Source organism: Bacillus sp. UNC438CL73TsuS30, assembly GCF_000482325.1.
Taxonomy (GTDB): Bacteria; Bacillota; Bacilli; order Bacillales; family Cytobacillaceae; genus Neobacillus.
Genome location: NZ_AXVA01000005.1, coordinates 457,147 through 475,154 on the forward strand (window position 1 = coordinate 457,147; position 18,008 = coordinate 475,154).

General features: G+C 38.2%; 17 protein-coding genes and 1 riboswitch. Of the genes, 13 read left to right on the forward strand and 4 right to left on the reverse strand.

The features are described from left to right. Positions 1-167 precede the first annotated feature (167 nt). On the reverse strand, positions 168-455 hold the full coding sequence (locus M028_RS32555; RefSeq protein ID WP_155925411.1) for a hypothetical protein: 288 nt from the start codon (positions 453-455) through the stop codon (positions 168-170). Between the two features lie 457 nt (positions 456-912). On the opposite strand from M028_RS32555, the gene M028_RS0102640 reads away from it, so the two are divergent. From M028_RS0102640 to gcvPB, 9 genes are all read left to right on the forward strand, one after another. Further along, complete coding sequence (locus M028_RS0102640) at positions 913-1,296, forward strand: hypothetical protein (RefSeq protein ID WP_026572521.1); 384 nt, start codon at positions 913-915, stop codon at positions 1,294-1,296. Between the two features lie 231 nt (positions 1,297-1,527). After that, entirely contained in the window at positions 1,528-1,704 is a 177-nt protein-coding gene (locus M028_RS32560; protein WP_155925413.1) for a hypothetical protein, read from the forward strand. 369 nt (positions 1,705-2,073) lie between these two features. Then, complete coding sequence (locus tag M028_RS0102650) at positions 2,074-2,289, forward strand: hypothetical protein (protein ID WP_026572522.1); 216 nt, start codon at positions 2,074-2,076, stop codon at positions 2,287-2,289. A 415-nt stretch (positions 2,290-2,704) separates the two neighbouring features. Beyond that, positions 2,705-2,881, forward strand: coding sequence for a hypothetical protein (locus M028_RS32565; RefSeq protein WP_155925415.1), 177 nt, complete (start codon positions 2,705-2,707; stop codon positions 2,879-2,881). Between the two features lie 584 nt (positions 2,882-3,465). Next, positions 3,466-3,708 (forward strand): hypothetical protein, encoded by a 243-nt coding sequence (locus M028_RS0102670; RefSeq protein ID WP_026572525.1) that lies wholly within the window; start codon positions 3,466-3,468, stop codon positions 3,706-3,708. Positions 3,709-4,153: 445 nt separating this feature from the next. After that, a complete protein-coding gene (locus tag M028_RS32575) occupies positions 4,154-4,294 on the forward strand; it encodes a hypothetical protein (RefSeq protein WP_155925419.1) in 141 nt (46 codons plus the stop codon). A gap of 1,846 nt (positions 4,295-6,140) precedes the next feature. Beyond that, a riboswitch (glycine riboswitch) is annotated at positions 6,141-6,228 on the forward strand. 250 nt (positions 6,229-6,478) lie between these two features. Beyond that, positions 6,479-7,585, forward strand: coding sequence for a glycine cleavage system aminomethyltransferase GcvT (gcvT, locus tag M028_RS0102710; RefSeq protein WP_026572529.1), 1,107 nt, complete (start codon positions 6,479-6,481; stop codon positions 7,583-7,585). A gap of 18 nt (positions 7,586-7,603) precedes the next feature. Next, a complete protein-coding gene (gene gcvPA / locus M028_RS0102715; RefSeq protein ID WP_026572530.1) occupies positions 7,604-8,950 on the forward strand; it encodes an aminomethyl-transferring glycine dehydrogenase subunit GcvPA in 1,347 nt (448 codons plus the stop codon). Further along, entirely contained in the window at positions 8,943-10,403 is a 1,461-nt protein-coding gene (gene gcvPB / locus M028_RS0102720; protein WP_026572531.1) for an aminomethyl-transferring glycine dehydrogenase subunit GcvPB, read from the forward strand. The genes gcvPA and gcvPB overlap by 8 nt, the downstream gene beginning before the upstream one ends. 106 nt (positions 10,404-10,509) lie before the next feature. Here gcvPB and M028_RS0102725 read toward each other — a convergent pair whose 3' ends face one another. Then, on the reverse strand, positions 10,510-10,881 hold the full coding sequence (locus M028_RS0102725) for a rhodanese-like domain-containing protein (RefSeq protein WP_026572532.1): 372 nt from the start codon (positions 10,879-10,881) through the stop codon (positions 10,510-10,512). Positions 10,882-11,093: 212 nt separating this feature from the next. Here M028_RS0102725 and M028_RS0102730 point away from each other — a divergent pair, with 212 nt between their 5' ends. The 4 genes from M028_RS0102730 (at position 11,094) to M028_RS0102750 (ending at position 16,571) form a co-directional block, all read left to right on the forward strand. Next, entirely contained in the window at positions 11,094-11,930 is an 837-nt protein-coding gene (locus M028_RS0102730; RefSeq protein WP_026572533.1) for a lipoate--protein ligase family protein, read from the forward strand. A gap of 342 nt (positions 11,931-12,272) precedes the next feature. Next, entirely contained in the window at positions 12,273-14,831 is a 2,559-nt protein-coding gene (locus M028_RS0102740; protein ID WP_026572534.1) for a vitamin B12-dependent ribonucleotide reductase, read from the forward strand. A 238-nt stretch (positions 14,832-15,069) separates the two neighbouring features. Next, entirely contained in the window at positions 15,070-15,522 is a 453-nt protein-coding gene (locus tag M028_RS0102745; RefSeq protein ID WP_035423615.1) for a C40 family peptidase, read from the forward strand. 164 nt (positions 15,523-15,686) lie between these two features. Further along, positions 15,687-16,571, forward strand: a complete 885-nt coding sequence (locus tag M028_RS0102750) for a patatin-like phospholipase family protein (protein ID WP_026572536.1) — start codon at positions 15,687-15,689, stop codon at positions 16,569-16,571. 16 nt (positions 16,572-16,587) lie between these two features. Here M028_RS0102750 and M028_RS0102755 read toward each other — a convergent pair whose 3' ends face one another. Both M028_RS0102755 and M028_RS0102760 read right to left on the reverse strand, forming a co-directional pair. Next, the gene (locus M028_RS0102755) at positions 16,588-16,980 is read right to left on the reverse strand and encodes an SA1362 family protein (RefSeq protein ID WP_331280299.1); all 393 of its coding nucleotides are present in this window, start codon (positions 16,978-16,980) and stop codon (positions 16,588-16,590) included. A 57-nt stretch (positions 16,981-17,037) separates the two neighbouring features. Next, positions 17,038-17,982, reverse strand: a complete 945-nt coding sequence (locus M028_RS0102760; protein WP_026572538.1) for a DUF1385 domain-containing protein — start codon at positions 17,980-17,982, stop codon at positions 17,038-17,040. Positions 17,983-18,008: the final 26 nt, after the last annotated feature.

Consider the following 18,008-nt stretch of genomic DNA (forward strand, 5'->3'; position numbering starts at 1 on the left):
GAGTCAAGTGGCTGAAACTAAAGCAAACGCTCAACGCCGATAAAACACAAAGCAAGCAAAAAAAAACCTGTCCACTGTGCAAGGACCACGGACCCCCAATTCAATATTAAAACCGCACATAGAAAAGAGAGAGCGCGATCCAACAAAGATCAGGCAGGAAGAGACAATCAGCCAAAAGCGCTGCAAAGCAGCAAAACATTGAACCACGCCACAAGAAGACCAATCAAAAAATCAACAACGGAAATCAACTCAGTCACACAAAAAAACCACAATATGAACCGCCGGTATACAATTACGAAAAATCCCAAATCGACGACAAAGAAACAAGCAACCCGATCAAAAACAACAGCAGAAGCATCAGCGAGCGCAAATCCAACGGCCGACGCGCTAAAATCCAACTCCCTTAACATTTCAACAAACCGAAACGAGAAGAAACATAAACGCATAATCGGCAAAAAAAAAAGTCCACCCGGCCAAGACGGACAAGAAGAGCTAGAGGAGCAAAAAAATTTAGCCCCCCTTGTCGAGTGAGAACAACAACACAGAAATCTCGAACAACAACGGCCACACGGGAACACCATGCCAAAAATAAAGGATAAGGAGGCCCACAAGCGATGAAAACCGCTTCAGGATCCAATGCTTCGTAGAACCAAAACCAATTCCTCGTCTGGAATGATGGAAAAGACAACCCCGCCAACGTCAAAAAATCGGTCCAAATCAACCCGACAAGAAGAGAAACTAGTAACCAAAGAAATAGAAGCTTTCAAAAAATATTGGACAAAAATCATACCCCAGACATTGACAATTCCAGGACGAACACCAATGTAGTAAAGATTTGTAGCAAGAAAAAACACAACCATTCCACAAAGATAAAAACGAGATAGTCCCCCGACAACAGCAACGGCCCGCAGATTGATAATTACCCAAGAGTCATCAAATCAACACACCAATGGACGCACACGGACAATCCAAGTCCCTGAAGCCGCACTGCGCTGCAAAAACAACCACACACAACCGCCGAACAGCCACCTTGCCAAGGGGACTAAAGAAAAAACAAGAACAAGAAAAAAACGCCAGACTACGGTAGCCGCATCGTATACTTCTGAAAAAGAATTAAACATGACAGCGAAGCAAGCAAAAACAAACAGAAACTTAGAAAAAGAAAAGAAAGACCGGAGAAGCCAATCCAAAAAAAAAACAAAAAAAAAAATAAAAAAAACCTGTAAAAGAACCCAGAACATGCGATATAAATCCATTCGATTTAAGGCCGTGGCGATGTATCCAGCAACTACATAACACAGAACCAATCCAAACCACGGAAAAAAAAACTAGACCTCGAAAAAAACACGGAAAAAGGCAAAAAAACAAAAGGCTTCAACACGAACCGAAATGAAGACCCTTATATAAATTACGACTGTAATAATAACAACCACAATAAACAAAATCACAAAAAAAAAAACAAATAGCAACAAAAAAGGGAATCAAACATATGTCAAAAGAATAAAAGCAAAAAACAACGACCACGAAATGGAAAAGAAAAAAAAGAATAAAAGTGGCGAGAAAAAAAGTGCACATGATAAGAGAAAAGACAAGCCAAAGGCCAAACATGATCAAAAAACAAAGGAAGAAATACAAGCTAAAGGAAAACCCGTAACAGGAAAAAAGAAATCTGAACAAAAAAGCATAAACAAGCAAGAAATCTAAACAAAGAAGGAAGGGCTCACACGAAATTTTAAAAAAAAACAAAGAAAAATGACTTCTATGAAAAGCCACAAGCCAATCGAAAGGAAGAAAAAAAAAGCAATCACCACAAAAAAGCACAACTAGGAAACGCCAAACAAAACAAAAATCAAAACCAACAGCAAATCAACGCAACCGGTGCAAAAAACGAAGATAAAGAGGAAAGAAAAGAAAAAAATGATCTCCCAAACAGAGCCAAGAGAAAGGAAGCAAAAAAAACACACGGAGAACAACGAACAACGACCGTAGAAAATCGACTTCCGCAACATGAAAAAAAAAGGAAATTCAATTCGACCACAAGAATAACGAAGGATAAAAAATAGCGGGTCAAAAATGGGAAAGGAAAAAAAAGGATTTATGTCAAGGAAAAATACAACAAGCGCGAAACATGAACCAGAAGCACCACTAACGGCCGGCTTTAAGAGCCGCCGACCGATTACCACAAGTATAAATCATCGAAACAGCAAATCAAAAAAAATCCAAAGCAAAAAAATGGCAAGAAAGACAGAATATCAGGAACGCGAACATAAAAACATAGAGGAGAAATAAGAAACCAAGTAATCTAAGATAAAGCAAGGAACAGAAAACAAAATCAGCTGAAAAGACAAGCAAGTAAACACAGCAAAAGAGGAAACAACAAACGTTCACCAAAACGCCTAAAAAAACAAAACAGAAAGGTAAAAAAAGAAAAAATGAAAAAGAAATTAAATTGAATGAAAATAAAAAACAACAACACACATTCTCCACCATGGGCGTCATCAAAGCAAAAAAAATGCAAATCGCGCGAAATAAAAAAAAAAAACAAAACAAACACCAAAAAATAAAGAAAAAGAAATAGAGAAAGCAACCAAAGAAGGAACCCCCAACTTGCATCAAAATACAAGAAAGCTCAACAAGACTAATCATAACCAAGAACGCCGAATCCGTTCAAGATGAAACGTACACCACTAACCTCCAAAGAACGGTGAATAATACTAAAAATAAAATCCTGTCACAAAATAGATCAGAGGCAGTTTCGGCAAAAAGAAAAAACGCTGAAAAGAAAAACGAAAAAGACACATCAAAAAAACAAGATACAATCGCCAACAAATCCACAAAAAATGCAAAGACAACTCCATCAAAAAAAGAAAGGCAGGCATGACATACCCCCATACATTCCCCCAACTCCCTCATAGATAACTGTTTCTATCCACACAACTTAAACAGCTGTAAACCAAAAGCAAAGTGGAAAACAAAACCACCAGCCACTTACAAAAACACTACCAAACCCTAAGCTACATAAAAAAGAACGAAAACAAAACATCCACAAAAAAAACAATGAAAGCAAAACAAAAAGTTAAGGACATAAACGGAACGATGAAGGAAAAAGAAGAGGACACTAAAGGTAAGGTACAAAACAAGAAGGTCACACGACGAAAAACCAAGGAAAGAAAAGAAGAAAAAAAGCGAAATTAACACAAGAAAAAAAAGAGGATGAGCAAGGCAACACAAAGAACAACGTGAAAAAGATCGAAAAAAGTGGTAAAACCAGGACAAAAGTATAATCAACAATAAAAAAAAAAGTAAAGATAAAAACAAATGATAATGTAAAAGATAAAACGCAAACAATAAGAAAAAAAGAGGACCAGACAAAGGAAAAAAAAAAGAAAAACAAAACACAAAACAAGCAAGCCAAAGCATCCGGCCCACAACAGAGAAAAGCAATCCGGACCAATAAAACAAAAAATGAAAAGAAAACAAAAAGAAAAAGGGAAAGAAGAAGAGATCTGCAGAAAAACACTTCAAAAAAACCTTGGCAGGCAAAAAAAACAAACCACCGAAAACGAAAGAAACAGGAAGAAAAGGATCACAAGGAACCTGCAGAACTTTTATCCCAACGAAATAACCAACAAGAAAAACATAACAACCCCAATAAAAAGAGTAAAAAACCTAACGAACCAAAACCCATCCCTGAAAGGCTGCCCCTAACCACCAATGATAAGCACAAACAAGAAAAATACTTACATAAGAAAAAAATCGAAAAAAAACACATTTTAGCTCAAAGAAAGAAGAAAAAATAAAGGAGAAAAACGAAAAGCTGGAAAAAAGCCTAACCAGCCATAACCGCTCACCAAAATCGCCCAAAATGACAACAAAAAAAAGCAACAAAACAATAAAAGAAAAAAAAGAGCTGAAGAAATCAAACTGGAAAGAAAAGAAAACAAACAGACAAAGCAAAAGAAAGAACGGGAACTAGAAAGTAAGCAAAATACCAGAATCATAAAGCCGAAGATAAAAGAAAAGTGTGTTGATGAAAAAAAATATATAACGCAAACTACGGGATACAAAAAAAAAAACATCACCGAAGACAAGACAAGAGGCCAGCAATTAAAAGAAAAGAAAAAAAAGATGCAGCAAATTCGCAAGGACGCCGATGAAAACAAAAGAACGCCAAAAAAACAAAAAAGAAATCAATGAAGTAGCAAGCAAAATAGATAATGGAGAAGTTAAATACCAAGGAGAACAGGCAACAAAATCACAGGCGATAACCGAAAAAAAAAATAACAAAAAGTAAGGAAGATCCAACCGCGGAAACGAAAACCCCCCCAAAAATGCCCCACGCGAACCCAAACACCAATGAAAGCCAGAACAACTTGATCATAAGTTACCCTTCAAAACAAAAAACCAAAAAGAAGAAAAATAAAAAGACCGCGAAACCACCAAAATCAAGCCATCCAAAAAAAAAAACAACGGCGACAAAGAAACCAACAAAGAAAACAACGACGACGAAAAGAAAGCAAAAAACATGTTAGTCGACCAAAAATCCAAAGAAAAAAAAAAAAAAAACAACACAGCACACCAAAAACAAACGGAAAAGCAGCAAAAATCGCTGTCAAACGCTAAGAGCAGCACACAATAAACCAAAACAAAAAAAATGAGGAAAGAAGCAAAGATGAAGCCCAGCCACACCAGCGAAACTGGCAAAAAAAAATTAAACATCAAATTAAAAGAATGCACACAACCAGTCAAATCTACCACGGAAAAAACCCACAAAGAACGGGACAGAAGAAATTCCAAAATCGCTCAAAGACCAAAACAAAAACAAAAGGGAGAACCAATAACATGGAAAAATAAAGACGTAACCACGAAACGTCAAAAGTAAATCGAAAACCGATTAAAAAAGGAAGCAACACCCGAAGGCCAAAAAATTTCCAAGCAAAGAATAAAGTCGCTCTTCAAACGCGAAAGACGGATCAAACATTTCAAGCAAAAGGATGTGAAGGGAATAAAAAACGGCCTCGCAACTAACGAACACGCAACAGCATAAGAAAACCACAGAAAACGCACAAATCGCAACAAAACAACCATCACCGATTAAAACGTTAAGGAACTAATAGAAAGCCATGAAGAAACATGAAAAAAAAATGAAAAGGACGACAACATCCCGGCTCGTCAAATCAAACACGAAGTCAACGAAACGACTAAGAATCACGACATTAATGAAAAGGGACACGAAATGATCACGAGCAATAAAAGAACAAAACACCAGGGTAAAATTATCGTAAAAACAAATGCAACTGCACAAATACCCCGATTTTAAAAAGCAGAAAAAAAAGAAGAGGGCGAAAAAAAAGCCCGAAACCACCAACACCGGAAACAAAAAAAAAAACCTCATTTTTAAAGTATCAACAAAATCACAAATTTACGACAAAAGAGGCGAAAACCCAAGGGCAAAATAGAGAATAATAAACACAGAGTTTTGACAGGACACAAAAGCGCGAGAAGAAATGACACCCGAGGAAAAAAAGGAGGATACCAACACATCAAAAAATCACAATACAAAACAAATACGAAGAGAAAAAACTACAAAAAAAAAAATGCCGTTTAATTCAAGTGACCAAAGCGAAACCAGCAAAACACGAACAAAAAGAAATACTAATGATAACAAACCGAGAAAAAAGAACGAGGATAAAAAAAAAACAACCACGATGAATTGACCAAACCAAAACACAACGAAAAGAACAAAAGTACCAAGCAGGATAAAAAAAAAATGATCACAGGTGAAGAACCAAGAAGGAAGGGCAGTGAAGTGAGAAAAAGCAAAGGATGCCGGAAAACCCACAAATACCAGAACAACAAAATATGGGGAAAAAGAAAAAGAAAAAGAAAAAAAAAAACAATTTCCCCATGGACCATCATGTTCAATCCTATGTAAAAAGTCATCTTGCCAAGAGGAATCGAATTCTATGTGAACAGACATGTTTTTCAGCTCCTTTTCTAACAATAACCTATTGCTCAAAATATCATTTTAGGGTAGGATGTTAGTAGCTTAGAAAGTTTTAAATTTTTGTAATATAGTAAATGATTTTGAAGATGTATTTATTTTAGTATTACCCATATGGAAAATATTATAAATGCGGATGATAACAAGGGGAGAGACTACTCGTGTAGCGCCGAAGGAGCAAACAGAAATGTGAATCTCTCAGGCAAAAGAACTCTTGTTTGACGCAGCTCTGGAGAGTGCTTCAGTTAAAAAGAAGCCACCAAAGGGGAAAGCCATTAATGGTAAACTTTCAGGTGCAAGGACAGAGACCTTCTTTTATTAAAAAGGGGGGACTCTGTCTTTTTTTCTGGGGAAAAATAGCTTAGAAAAAATGTAAAACTTATTCGAGAGATATGAGGTCTCTTATGGATAGGTTTCTCCACGCACCATCTTGTTATTTTTCTAATAAAATTTTCTGAAAAAGGGGAATTCAATTTGGCTGATTTAAAACGCACTCCATTATTTGAAACCTACAAGCAATACGGGGGTAAGACAATCGATTTTGGCGGCTGGGAACTTCCTGTACAATTTTCAAGCATTAAGGAAGAGCATGAAGCCGTTCGTACAAAAGCAGGTTTATTCGATGTATCTCATATGGGGGAAGTTGAGGTTAAAGGACCTGACAGCTTATCCTATTTGCAAAAAATGATGACGAATGATGTTTCTAAACTGAAGGATGGCGGCGCTCAGTACACAGCGATGTGCTACGAAAACGGCGGTACAGTGGATGATTTGCTTGTTTATAAAATGGAAGACAATCATTATCTACTCGTAGTAAATGCCTCCAATATTGAAAAAGATTATAAGTGGCTCGAAGACCATCTTGAGGGTGATGTGACCCTTAAAAACTTGTCTGAACAAACAGCTCAATTGGCCATTCAGGGACCACTTGCTGAAAAGGTACTTCAGAGGTTGGTTAATGAATCCGACCTAAGTCAAATTGGCTTTTTCAAATTTCAGCAGGAAGTAAAAATCGATGACAAAACGGCCCTTGTTTCTAGAACTGGTTACACTGGGGAAGATGGGTTCGAAATTTATTGTCAGTCAGAAGATGCGGTTGACCTTTGGAATACTATTTTGGAGGCAGGTAAGGCAGAAGGAATTCTTCCTTGTGGATTGGGTGCACGTGATACGTTACGCTTTGAGTCCGTTTTACCGCTTTACGGTCAAGAACTTTCTCCTGAAATCTCACCACTCGAAGCAGGAATTGGTTTCGCTGTTAAGTTAAATAAGGAAGCAGATTTTATTGGTAAAGAAGCATTAAAAGAACAAAAAGAAAAGGGTCTTCCTAGAAAAACGGTTGGGATTGAAATGATTGACCGTGGTATTCCACGCCATGGGTATTCCGTTTATAAAGGGGAAGAGCTCATCGGTGAGGTAACTACAGGTACGCAGTCCCCAACATTAAAGAAAAATATCGGGCTTGCACTAATTCCAACTCAATATGCCGAATTAGATGGTGAAGTTGAGGTTGAAATTCGCGGAAAACGTTTAAAAGCAAAAGTAATTCCAACACCTTTTTATAAAAAAGAAAAGAAATAACGGAAGGGAGTTAGGTTTATGAAACATCGCTATTTACCTATGACTGAAGAAGATAAGAGAGTAATGCTTGAAACCATTGGCGTTTCCTCCGTTGATGAACTTTTTAGCGATATCCCGGAGCAAGTACGTTTTAAAGGTGAATACAACATTAAAGCAGCTAAATCAGAGCCTGCTTTAATGAAAGAACTATTTAAGATGGCGGATCGTAATGCAGACTTGAAAAGAAATGCTTCCTTCTTAGGAGCAGGCGTTTATGACCATTATATGCCTGTTATTGTCGACCATGTTATCTCACGTTCAGAATTTTATACAGCCTATACACCGTATCAGCCGGAAATTTCTCAAGGGGAGCTTCAAGCGATTTTTGAATTCCAAACAATGATTTGCGAATTAACGGGAATGGACGTTGCCAACTCTTCGATGTATGATGGCGGAACGGCATTAGCTGAAGCAGCAATGCTTAGTGCCGGTCATACAAAGCGGAAAGTAATTTTAGTTTCAAATGCGGTTCATCCTGAATATCGTGAAGTTCTTAAAACCTATGCAAAGGGTCAGAACTTGTCTGTTGTAGAAATACCGGTAATTGACGGACTAACAGATTTAAATGAATTAAAAGGCTTAGTAAATGCCGATGTTGCAGCGGTTATTGTTCAATATCCAAACTTTTTTGGCAGAATTGAGCCATTAAAAGAACTAGAAGAAATCATTCACGCCAATAAATCAATGTTTGTTGTATCAAGCAATCCACTATCTCTTGGAGTATTAACACCTCCAGGCAAATTTGGTGCTGATATAGTCATTGGGGATGCACAGCCTTTTGGTATTCCATCCGCATTTGGCGGTCCGCACTGTGGATACTTTGCTGTTACTGAAAAACTAATGAGAAAAGTTCCAGGTCGCCTTGTCGGACAGACAACAGATGACGAAGGACGCCGTGGTTTTGTTTTAACCCTGCAGGCACGCGAACAACATATTCGCCGTGAAAAAGCGACTTCAAATATTTGTTCTAACCAAGCATTAAACGCACTTGCAGCTTCTGTTGCCATGACTGCACTTGGCAAAAAAGGTGTTCGTGAAATGGCAGCAAATAATATGCAAAAGACTCAATATGCGAAAAATGCCTTTAAAGCGGCAGGCTTTGAAATTGTCAATGATGGTTTTTCATTTAATGAATTTGTAGTTAAATTGAATCACCCGGTAAAAGAAATAAATAAACAGCTTTTACAAAAAGGAATCATCGGCGGTTATGATTTAGGTCGTGATTATTCAGAACTTACCAATCATATGCTGATTGCTGTGACTGAACAAAGAACGAAGGAAGAAATCGATACTCTTGTAAAAGAATTGGGGGATTTGCATGCATAATCAAGATCAGGCGCTCATTTTTGAACTTAGTAGACCTGACCGAGTCGGATACAGCCTCCCAGAGATGGATGTTCCGGAATTAGAATTAAATGACCTTCTTCCAGAAGGATATTTACGCGCAGATGAGCCTGAGCTTCCTGAAGTTTCTGAGCTTGATATCATGCGTCATTATACAGCACTTTCAAAACGAAACCATGGCCTTGATTCAGGATTTTATCCATTAGGCTCATGTACGATGAAATATAATCCAAAAATTAATGAAAATGTTGCCCGCTATAACGGGTTTGCTCATATTCATCCCCTTCAGGATGAAGACTCTGTACAGGGTGCATTGGAGTTAATGTACGACCTTCAGGAGCATTTAATCGAAATTACAGGGATGGATGAAGTAACCCTGCAATCGGCTGCAGGTGCCCACGGGGAATGGACCGGGTTAATGTTAATCCGTGCTTTCCACGAGGCTAATGGTGATTTCAACCGGACAAAGGTTATTGTTCCGGATTCAGCCCATGGTACAAATCCTGCGTCTGCAACAATTGCTGGCTTTGAAACCGTAACAGTTAAGTCTAATGAAAACGGTCTTGTTGACCTTGAGGATTTAAGAAGAGTGGTTGGCGAAGATACAGCAGCGTTAATGTTGACGAACCCAAATACCCTTGGACTTTTCGAAGAAAATATTGTAGAACTAGCTGAAATTGTTCATGATGCAGGCGGAAAGCTTTATTATGACGGAGCAAACCTTAACGCAGTTCTTTCAAAAGCAAGACCGGGGGACATGGGATTTGACGTTGTTCACTTAAATCTTCATAAAACGTTTACTGGTCCACATGGCGGCGGCGGTCCTGGTTCAGGTCCTGTCGGTGTAAAAGCTGACTTAATTCCATTCTTGCCAAAGCCAGTTGTCGCAAAACGCGGGGAAGATTATGTGCTTGATTATGATCGTCCACTCTCAATTGGGCGCGTGAAGCCATTCTACGGAAACTTTGGTATTAATGTCCGTGCTTACACATATATCCGTTCAATGGGTCCTGACGGCTTAAAAGCTGTTACTGAAAATGCGGTTCTAAATGCGAACTATATGATGAGAAGACTTGCAGATCATTATGAGCTTCCATTTGATAAGCATTGTAAGCATGAATTTGTATTAAGCGGTAGACGCCAGAAAAAATTGGGTGTCCGTACATTAGATGTTGCAAAACGTCTGCTTGATTTTGGATATCATCCACCAACCATTTACTTCCCATTAATTGTAGAAGAATGCTTGATGATCGAGCCGACTGAAACCGAAGCAAAAGAAACCCTAGACGCTTTCTGTGATGTGATGATTCAAATTGCCAAGGAAGCAGAGGAAAATCCTGAAATCGTTCAGGAGGCGCCACATACGACTATCGTTGGACGTATGGACGAAACAAAAGCAGCACGTAAACCTGTGTTAAGATATAAAAAGAATTAATTGATCATTGGAGGGCGGATTTCATAAAAGGAATCCACCTTCTTCTTTTTAATGTAAAAAAATAAGACCTCTATTTATATAAGAGGCCTTTAGGCTAATATCTTTTTTATTTTGCTTTTACCTTGCCAGTCCATTTTTTAAAACCGCCTTGAAGCTGGGTAAGGTCTTTGTATCCTTTACGATATAAAAACTGTGCTGCCCGGCCGCTGCGCATTCCGCTTTGGCAATATAGGTAGACAGGCATATCGGAGCGGATTTCTTTCATTCGCATTCTAATTTGTGACATTGGAATATTTCGAGCTCCTAAGATATGTCCGGCATCAAATTCATTTGGTTCGCGCACATCGATTAACTGCGCTTTGCGATAGCCTCCACGAAATTCTTCTTCAGAAACGGTTTTGACAATCTTCTTCTGATAGAAGTAAGTGAATATAGCGTAGATTGCAACCGCGACGATAATGATTAATAGACTAATAATTGAATTCAATTGAAATGCTCCTTTCAAGCTTGCTGCACTAATTTTTATTATATAAGTCAACCTCTACTACAGTAAAGATACATTAGTAAAAATCTTTTTTTTGCCCGCAAAAATTATTATAGCAGAAATATTTCATTTTGAATTCATATCAGATTTTGGTAGACTAAGAATCGCCAAAGTAAATTATTATTCATAAAAATGAGGTCTTGAAAATGGAAAAAGAAGTATGGCGTTTTATTGATTCGGGAAATGGCTCCCCATCATTTAATATGGCTCTTGATGAGGCCTTACTTGACTGGCACAGTGAAGGGAAGATTCCTCCTGTGATTCGATTTTATGGCTGGAATCCGGCAACACTTTCCGTTGGTTACTTTCAAAAGGTAGAAAAAGAAATTGATATGGAGGCAGTAAAAAAACATCAATTGGGTTTTGTCAGAAGACCTACTGGCGGACGCGGTGTTCTTCATGAACATGAACTTACATATAGTGTTATAGTTTCTGAAGACCATCCTGAAATGCCTCAATCTGTAACAGAGGCTTACCGGGTCATCTCTGAGGGGATATTGAAGGGATTTCATCATTTAGGTTTAGAAGCCTATTTTGCCGTACCAAAGACAGCGGAGGAACGGGAAGCATTGAAAAATCCACGCTCTGCAGTTTGTTTCGATGCCCCTAGCTGGTATGAACTTGTTGTTGAAGGGCGAAAGGTAGCAGGGAGTGCTCAAACCAGACAAAAGGGCGTTATTTTACAGCATGGTTCGATTTTATTGGATTTAGAGGAAGATAAGTTATTTAGCTTATTTAAATATCCAAGTGAAAGAGTAAAGGAACGGATGCAAAAAGCATTCAAGAATAAAGCAGTTGCCATCAATAATATAAGCAAGCGAAGAATTTCGCTGGAGGAAGCAAAAGAGGCATTTTATAAAGGCTTTGCAGAAGGACTCAATATTGATCTTGAGCCCTATCAATTAACTGAAGAAGAGCTTGAATACGTTCAGAAAATAGCAAAAGAGCGTTATGAAAGTGATGAATGGAATTTTAAAAGGTAACCGATTAAAAGGCGGCGCGATGTCGCTTTTTCTTTTTTTGAAAAAAATTGGAGAAATAATTTATGGGCAAACTGCGAAATTTGTTAAAATTACTCGTTTTACCTCGAAAACCAAACGAAAACTTTAATTTGCTCTAAAATCTAGTTTTTTTTAAGTTTGACAAAATAAATATTTTTTGCGTCATTTACAATATGTAGTAGTGTCGAAATTATTGCGAACACTATATGTTGATTTTTTGTGTGTCGATATGGTACCTTAATTGTATTAAACCAACTAGGTCTAGCATGAAACTACTAGAACTAGCACAATAGATTGATTTTATTATTTGAAGGAGTTGTTCTCATGTCGGTTGTGTTTAGACAAAAAATGAATATTGATTTCGAGAGGTTGAATGAGGAGATCCACTTATTTCCCCAGGTACACCCAGTTACCCCTGATATGAAAATAACTCACAAGGGTGTTTCACGCTTGGTCATGCTGGACCGTTACACCTTTAAAGACACTGAAAAAATTACCCTCAAAAATGGTGACTTTGTCGTTCTTACAATCAAAGAGGATCCAAAATTCCCAGCACGTGGTTTAGGATACATCACGGATATAGACTGGGAGAATAAAAAGGCTAAAGTTTTAGTGGAAGAGGAATTCAGAGGAGTTTTAGATGACCCGGAAGAGGCGAGCACAGGGATTATTTCTCGCTCACTTGATGTAATTGAGAAACCCTTAGAAATTTTTTATGAGCAAATTGCGAAACGTAATGCCACAGGACTTGCATCCGTTGAAATAACAGAGGAAAAGCGGAGAGAGTGGTTTGAAAGGTTTTATAATGAGCTCGTAAATATGAATTTTATTCCTGCGGGGCGTGTTCTTTACGGTGCAGGAGCGAATACGGATGTAACGTTTTTTAACTGTTACGTGATGCCTTTTGTAGCTGATTCACGTGAAGGGATTTCGGATCACCGAAAGCAGGTAATGGAAATCATGAGCCGCGGCGGCGGTGTCGGAACGAATGGTTCAACTCTTAGACCGCGTAATACCTTGGCAAGAGGCGTAAACGGTAAATCATCAGGATCTGTATCTTGGTTGGATGATATTGCGAAATTAACGCATCTGGTGGAACAAGGTGGCTCGCGCAGGGGCGCGCAGATGATCATGCTGGCTGACTGGCATCCAGACATTATTGAATTCATTATTTCAAAAATGCAAAATCCAAGAATTCTACGATTCTTAATTGAAAATACAAATGATGAAACAATCAAAAAGCATGCGAAAGATAAGTTGAAGTTTATGCCATTAACACTTCAAGAAACTGCTATGTACCAAGGAATTGTAAATTATAAAAACATCCCTGGAATGGGTGGATTTAGTGAAGGAATTATCGCTGATGCGGAAGAAAAGTTAGAAGTCGGTGGGACTTTTGCAGTCCATAATTCAGAATTCTTAACAGGTGCAAATATTTCTGTTTGTTTAACAAAAGAATTTATGGAAGCAGTTGAAAATGATAGTGATTATGAACTGCGATTCCCATATGTTGAGCACTATGATGAAGAAGAAATGAAGGTTTACAACGAAGAATGGCACAAAGTTGGAGACGTTCGTGAGTGGGAAAAACTTGGTTATAAAATACGGACCTACAAAAAGATTAAAGCCAAGGAACTTTGGAACTTAATCAACATCTGCGCAACCTATTCAGCAGAGCCAGGAATTTTCTTTATTGACAATGCCAACGATATGACAAATGCAAAAGCATATGGTCAGAAAGTTGTAGCAACTAACCCATGTGGAGAACAACCATTGGCACCGTTTTCCGTATGTAACCTTGCTGCTGTGAATCTTGCAGAAATGGCTAATAAGGAAACAAAAACTGTTGATTTTGAAAAACTTAAGAAAACAGTTTCTGTCGGAGTAAGGATGCAAGACAATGTAATTAACGCTACTCCTTACTTCTTAGAAGAAAACAAAAAGCAAGCACTTGGAGAACGCCGTGTTGGATTAGGTGTAATGGGCTTGCACGATTTACTCATTTATTGTGAAACCGAGTATGGCTCCGAAAAAGGAAACCAGCTTGTAGATGAAGTTTTTGAAACGATTGCAACAACAGCATATAGAACATCGGTGGAACTGGCGAAAGAAAAGGGAAGTTTCCCATTCTTAACAGGTGAAGCACCTGAAGCAACCAATCGATTAAGACAGGCATTTATCGAGACAGGGTTCATGAAGAAAATGCCAGAAGATATCCGCCAGTCTATTTTAGAAAACGGAATTAGAAATTCACATTTACTAACTGTTGCTCCAACGGGATCCACAGGTACCATGGTTGGCGTATCTACAGGATTAGAACCTTACTTCTCGTTCTCTTACTTCAGAAGTGGACGCCTTGGTAAATTTATTGAAGTAAATGCAGATATCGTTCAAGAATATCTAGAACAGAATCCAGAAGCAGACAAGGAAAATCTTCCAAATTGGTTCGTAACAGCAATGGAACTAGCACCAGAAGCACATGCAGATGTTCAATGTGTCATCCAACGCTGGATTGATAGCTCAATCAGTAAAACAGTCAACGCGCCTAAAGGCTATAGTGTTGAACAGGTAGAAAAGGTTTATGAGCGTCTATACCGTGGTGGTGCCAAGGGTGGTACCGTCTACGTCGATGGTTCACGTGATTCTCAAGTGCTAACCCTTAAAGCCGAAGAAAACACAGAAGAACAACTATCAATGTTTGAAGATAAGCCAAAGCAGCATGTTGTCCTCGTTGATACCATCACTGACCTTCGTTCAACGGATGTAACAATTGGATCTGAAGTAGGCAACACTTGCCCAGTTTGCCGCAAAGGAAAAGTAAAAGAAATTGGTGGCTGTAACACCTGTACAAACTGCGGTGCACAATTGAAATGTGGTTTATAAAATTTTACAAAGAGGTTGTCTCAAATAAGAGGCAGCCTTTTTCTGTTTTTCGAGTCGAAAAAACGAATTAACTTTATAAAAAAATGACAAAACCTCCTATATTTATAACAAACTAGACATCTTTCTTTGTAAGAAAAGTCGAAAATTGTAATATAACTGTAATCTACCTGTGATGTAAACGTTATCTTTATTTTATATAGTAAAAGTAACAAAACACCTCACAGGGGGATCAAACAAGATGTTGAAAAAACTTATCGCAGTTCTCGTCTTTGCAATTACAATAAGTTCATTGTTTACACCTATGGGGGATAAAGCAGAAGCGGCATACTATCATAAGAAAGCTATTTCAGTAGCGAAGGCAAATATCGGTGTTCCATATAGATGGGGTGGTATGAGCTCTAGAGGTTTTGATTGCTCAGGACTTGTAAGTTACTCTTATCGTAAAGCTGGAAAGAACTTACCACATTCAGCAGCGCAAATGTTTTACACTAAAGGAAAACGAGTTAAATCATCTTTAAGAGTCGGAGATTTAATGTTTTTTGGTCCAAATAAAGCAAGCCGTCCAACTCATGTTGCCATCTACATTGGCAACGGAAAAATGATTCAGTCCGTCACATCAAATGGTGTTTCCATTACCTATACAACCAATAGCTACTGGAAGCCAAGATTTATTGGGGCTAAACGTATATAAAATAAAAAGAAACATCGGGGACGCCCCGATGTTTCTTTTTATTTAGCGGCTATTTCATTTCACGACTATCTCCACACAAATTTTCTCCCTGTCCTCCGTACTATTTTTTTAACATCGCGCTTAAAGATGTAACAGTGAGTATATCAACTTTGGGAGTGGCTGCCATGAAAATAGACGGCGTTTTTTCTGGAGGGGGTATTAAAGGGTTTGCATTAATTGGTGCATGTCAGGAAATTGAAAATCAAGGATTCCAATTTGAAAGGCTAGCCGGAACGAGTGCGGGTTCAATAGTGGCGGCATTACTTGCTGCAGGATACTCAAGTAAGGAAATTTATCAACTGCTTGAAGAACTAGATATTACCACAATGCTTGATCCAAGAAAGACATTCATACCATTTTCCTTTGCGAAATGGCTGCTAGTCTATTTCAAACTTGGACTATATAAAGGAAATGCATTTGAAAAATGGATGACAGAAAAATTAGCGGCAAAAGGAATAAGGACATTCTCAGATCTTCCTCCACAAAAACTTAGAGTCGTTGCCTCCGATCTTTCAAATGGCCGGTTAATTGTCCTGCCAGATGACTTGGAGAAATACGGTATCACATCAGGTTCCTTTTCTATTGCTAAAGCAATTAGAATGAGCTGCAGCATTCCCTACTTTTTTGAACCGGTAAAAATGCGTTCCATTGAGGGTATAGACGTCATTGTAGATGGCGGAGTCCTAAGTAACTTTCCAATGTGGCTGTTTGATACAGATGACGGTAAGATTAGGAGGCCAGTAATCGGAATCAAACTAAGCACAAGCGAATATGAACACCAAAAACATAAAATCCAAAATGGTATCCAGCTATTTGGCGCATTATTTGAAACAATGAAGGATGCCCATGATGCCCGGTATATATCCAAAAAGCATGCAAAGAATATTATTTTTATCCCAGCGGAGGGTGTAAACTTAATTGAATTTGGCTTGACTGATGAAAAAAAGCAAAAAATAGTTGAGATCGGGAGAGCACATGCAGAAAGGTTTTTAAAAGCATGGGCATATTAGGCAAAAAAAAAGAGCGTTAAAGTGACGCTCGATTTTTCTTTTTGCCTTTTTTTCCGTCAATTACGGTTAAGTGAGCAGGAGATTTCTTTTTGATTCGATTGCTTTTCTTTAAAGATGAGAGGGTCCCAAGTGAAGAACTCTTAATTCCCGAGTCCTTCCCTTTATGCTGCAAGCGTTTTTTTGACTTTTTCGCTGCCTTAAGAAATGCCCGCTGCTCTTTTTTCTGAGGGCTCAAATTTGAAAACCTTCGAACAAGGAAAAAGATAACGAGACCAACCAATGCAATGACAAGTATATTCTGAAGAAAAGCAGAAGGATTATTAGTAAATGTTGCAAAAATCCCCAATAAAGCAAGAAGTATTAGCCCGCCAACAATGATAACGGGTGTCCGATTTTTCAAGAAAGCCACCTCCCTATGAGCATCTTAAGCATTTTTTTTATCTTTTAAACACGGAAAAGGCAAAGATTAGACAATTTCCTCTATCTCTACATGCTTCTCTGTTGCCTCTTCCATTTTTAAGAGTTCCTTAAAGGACAAAATCGCCACTTCCACCTGGTCATTATCTGGTTCTTTTGTTGTTAACAATTGAAGCCATAAACCAGGGAGACCTAAATACTTTAATACAGGAATATCTCGAAGCTTATTGGTAAGCTGTAAGACTTCAAACGCAATTCCAAGTACAACTGGAATTAATGCCAGCCGGTCAACAATACGTAACCATAAAGGCGAAGTTGGGACAAGCATATAAACAAATACCCCAACAATAACCGTAAACAAGATAAAACTGCTGCCACATCGGTAATGAAGCCGGGAATGTGCTTGCACATTTTCCACCGTTAGTTCCGCTCCGGATTCGAAGGTATTGATTACTTTATGCTCAGCACCATGATATTGAAACACCCTTTTAATCAAAGGTGTAAGAGAAACAAAATAAATATAGCAAAGTAATAAGATTAGCTTAAAAAAGCCTTCAACAAGCACCTGTGCAAAATCGGATGGAAAAATGGTTCTGGTTAATTCGGCAAGGAAGACAGGGATTAACGTAAAAGCAAATTTCCCAAATAAAAAGGAAATAACACCAATTACAGCGACCCCCAGGTACATACTAAGCTTCGAACCTTCTTTTTCTTTTATTGTATGATCATCTTTTGGGTCCACATCAAATCTTTCGGTTGAAAAATTTAAATGTTTGGAACCATTTGCACTAGCTTCAATAATGGCAATGATCCCACGGAGAAATGGAATCTTTTTCAGGTTTGCCAATTGAGGGTTTACCTTCCGAGGTAAACGGAAATATTCAACAGAATGATCCTTTCTGCGAATGGCGGTAACATAATGATGCTTTCCGCCGAACATAACGCCTTCGACAACCGCCTGGCCGCCGTAAACTGGTTTTTGAGTTTTAGACATGTACATTACACCAACCTTAACAAAGT

Coding starts and splice junctions, on each gene's coding strand:
- gcvPB (WP_026572531.1), top strand. CDS start 8,943: ATGCATAATCAAGATCAGGCGCTCATTTTTGAACTTAGTAGACCTGAC.
- M028_RS0102730 (WP_026572533.1), top strand. CDS start 11,094: ATGGAAAAAGAAGTATGGCGTTTTATTGATTCGGGAAATGGCTCCCCA.
- M028_RS0102740 (WP_026572534.1), top strand. CDS start 12,273: ATGTCGGTTGTGTTTAGACAAAAAATGAATATTGATTTCGAGAGGTTG.
- M028_RS0102745 (WP_035423615.1), top strand. CDS start 15,070: ATGTTGAAAAAACTTATCGCAGTTCTCGTCTTTGCAATTACAATAAGT.
- M028_RS0102760 (WP_026572538.1), bottom strand. CDS start 17,982: ATGTCTAAAACTCAAAAACCAGTTTACGGCGGCCAGGCGGTTGTCGAA.
- M028_RS32560 (WP_155925413.1), top strand. CDS start 1,528: ATGGAAAAGAAAAAAAAGAATAAAAGTGGCGAGAAAAAAAGTGCACAT.
- gcvPA (WP_026572530.1), top strand. CDS start 7,604: ATGAAACATCGCTATTTACCTATGACTGAAGAAGATAAGAGAGTAATG.
- M028_RS32575 (WP_155925419.1), top strand. CDS start 4,154: ATGAAAACAAAAGAACGCCAAAAAAACAAAAAAGAAATCAATGAAGTA.
- M028_RS0102650 (WP_026572522.1), top strand. CDS start 2,074: ATGGGAAAGGAAAAAAAAGGATTTATGTCAAGGAAAAATACAACAAGC.
- M028_RS0102750 (WP_026572536.1), top strand. CDS start 15,687: ATGAAAATAGACGGCGTTTTTTCTGGAGGGGGTATTAAAGGGTTTGCA.
- M028_RS0102670 (WP_026572525.1), top strand. CDS start 3,466: ATGAAAAGAAAACAAAAAGAAAAAGGGAAAGAAGAAGAGATCTGCAGA.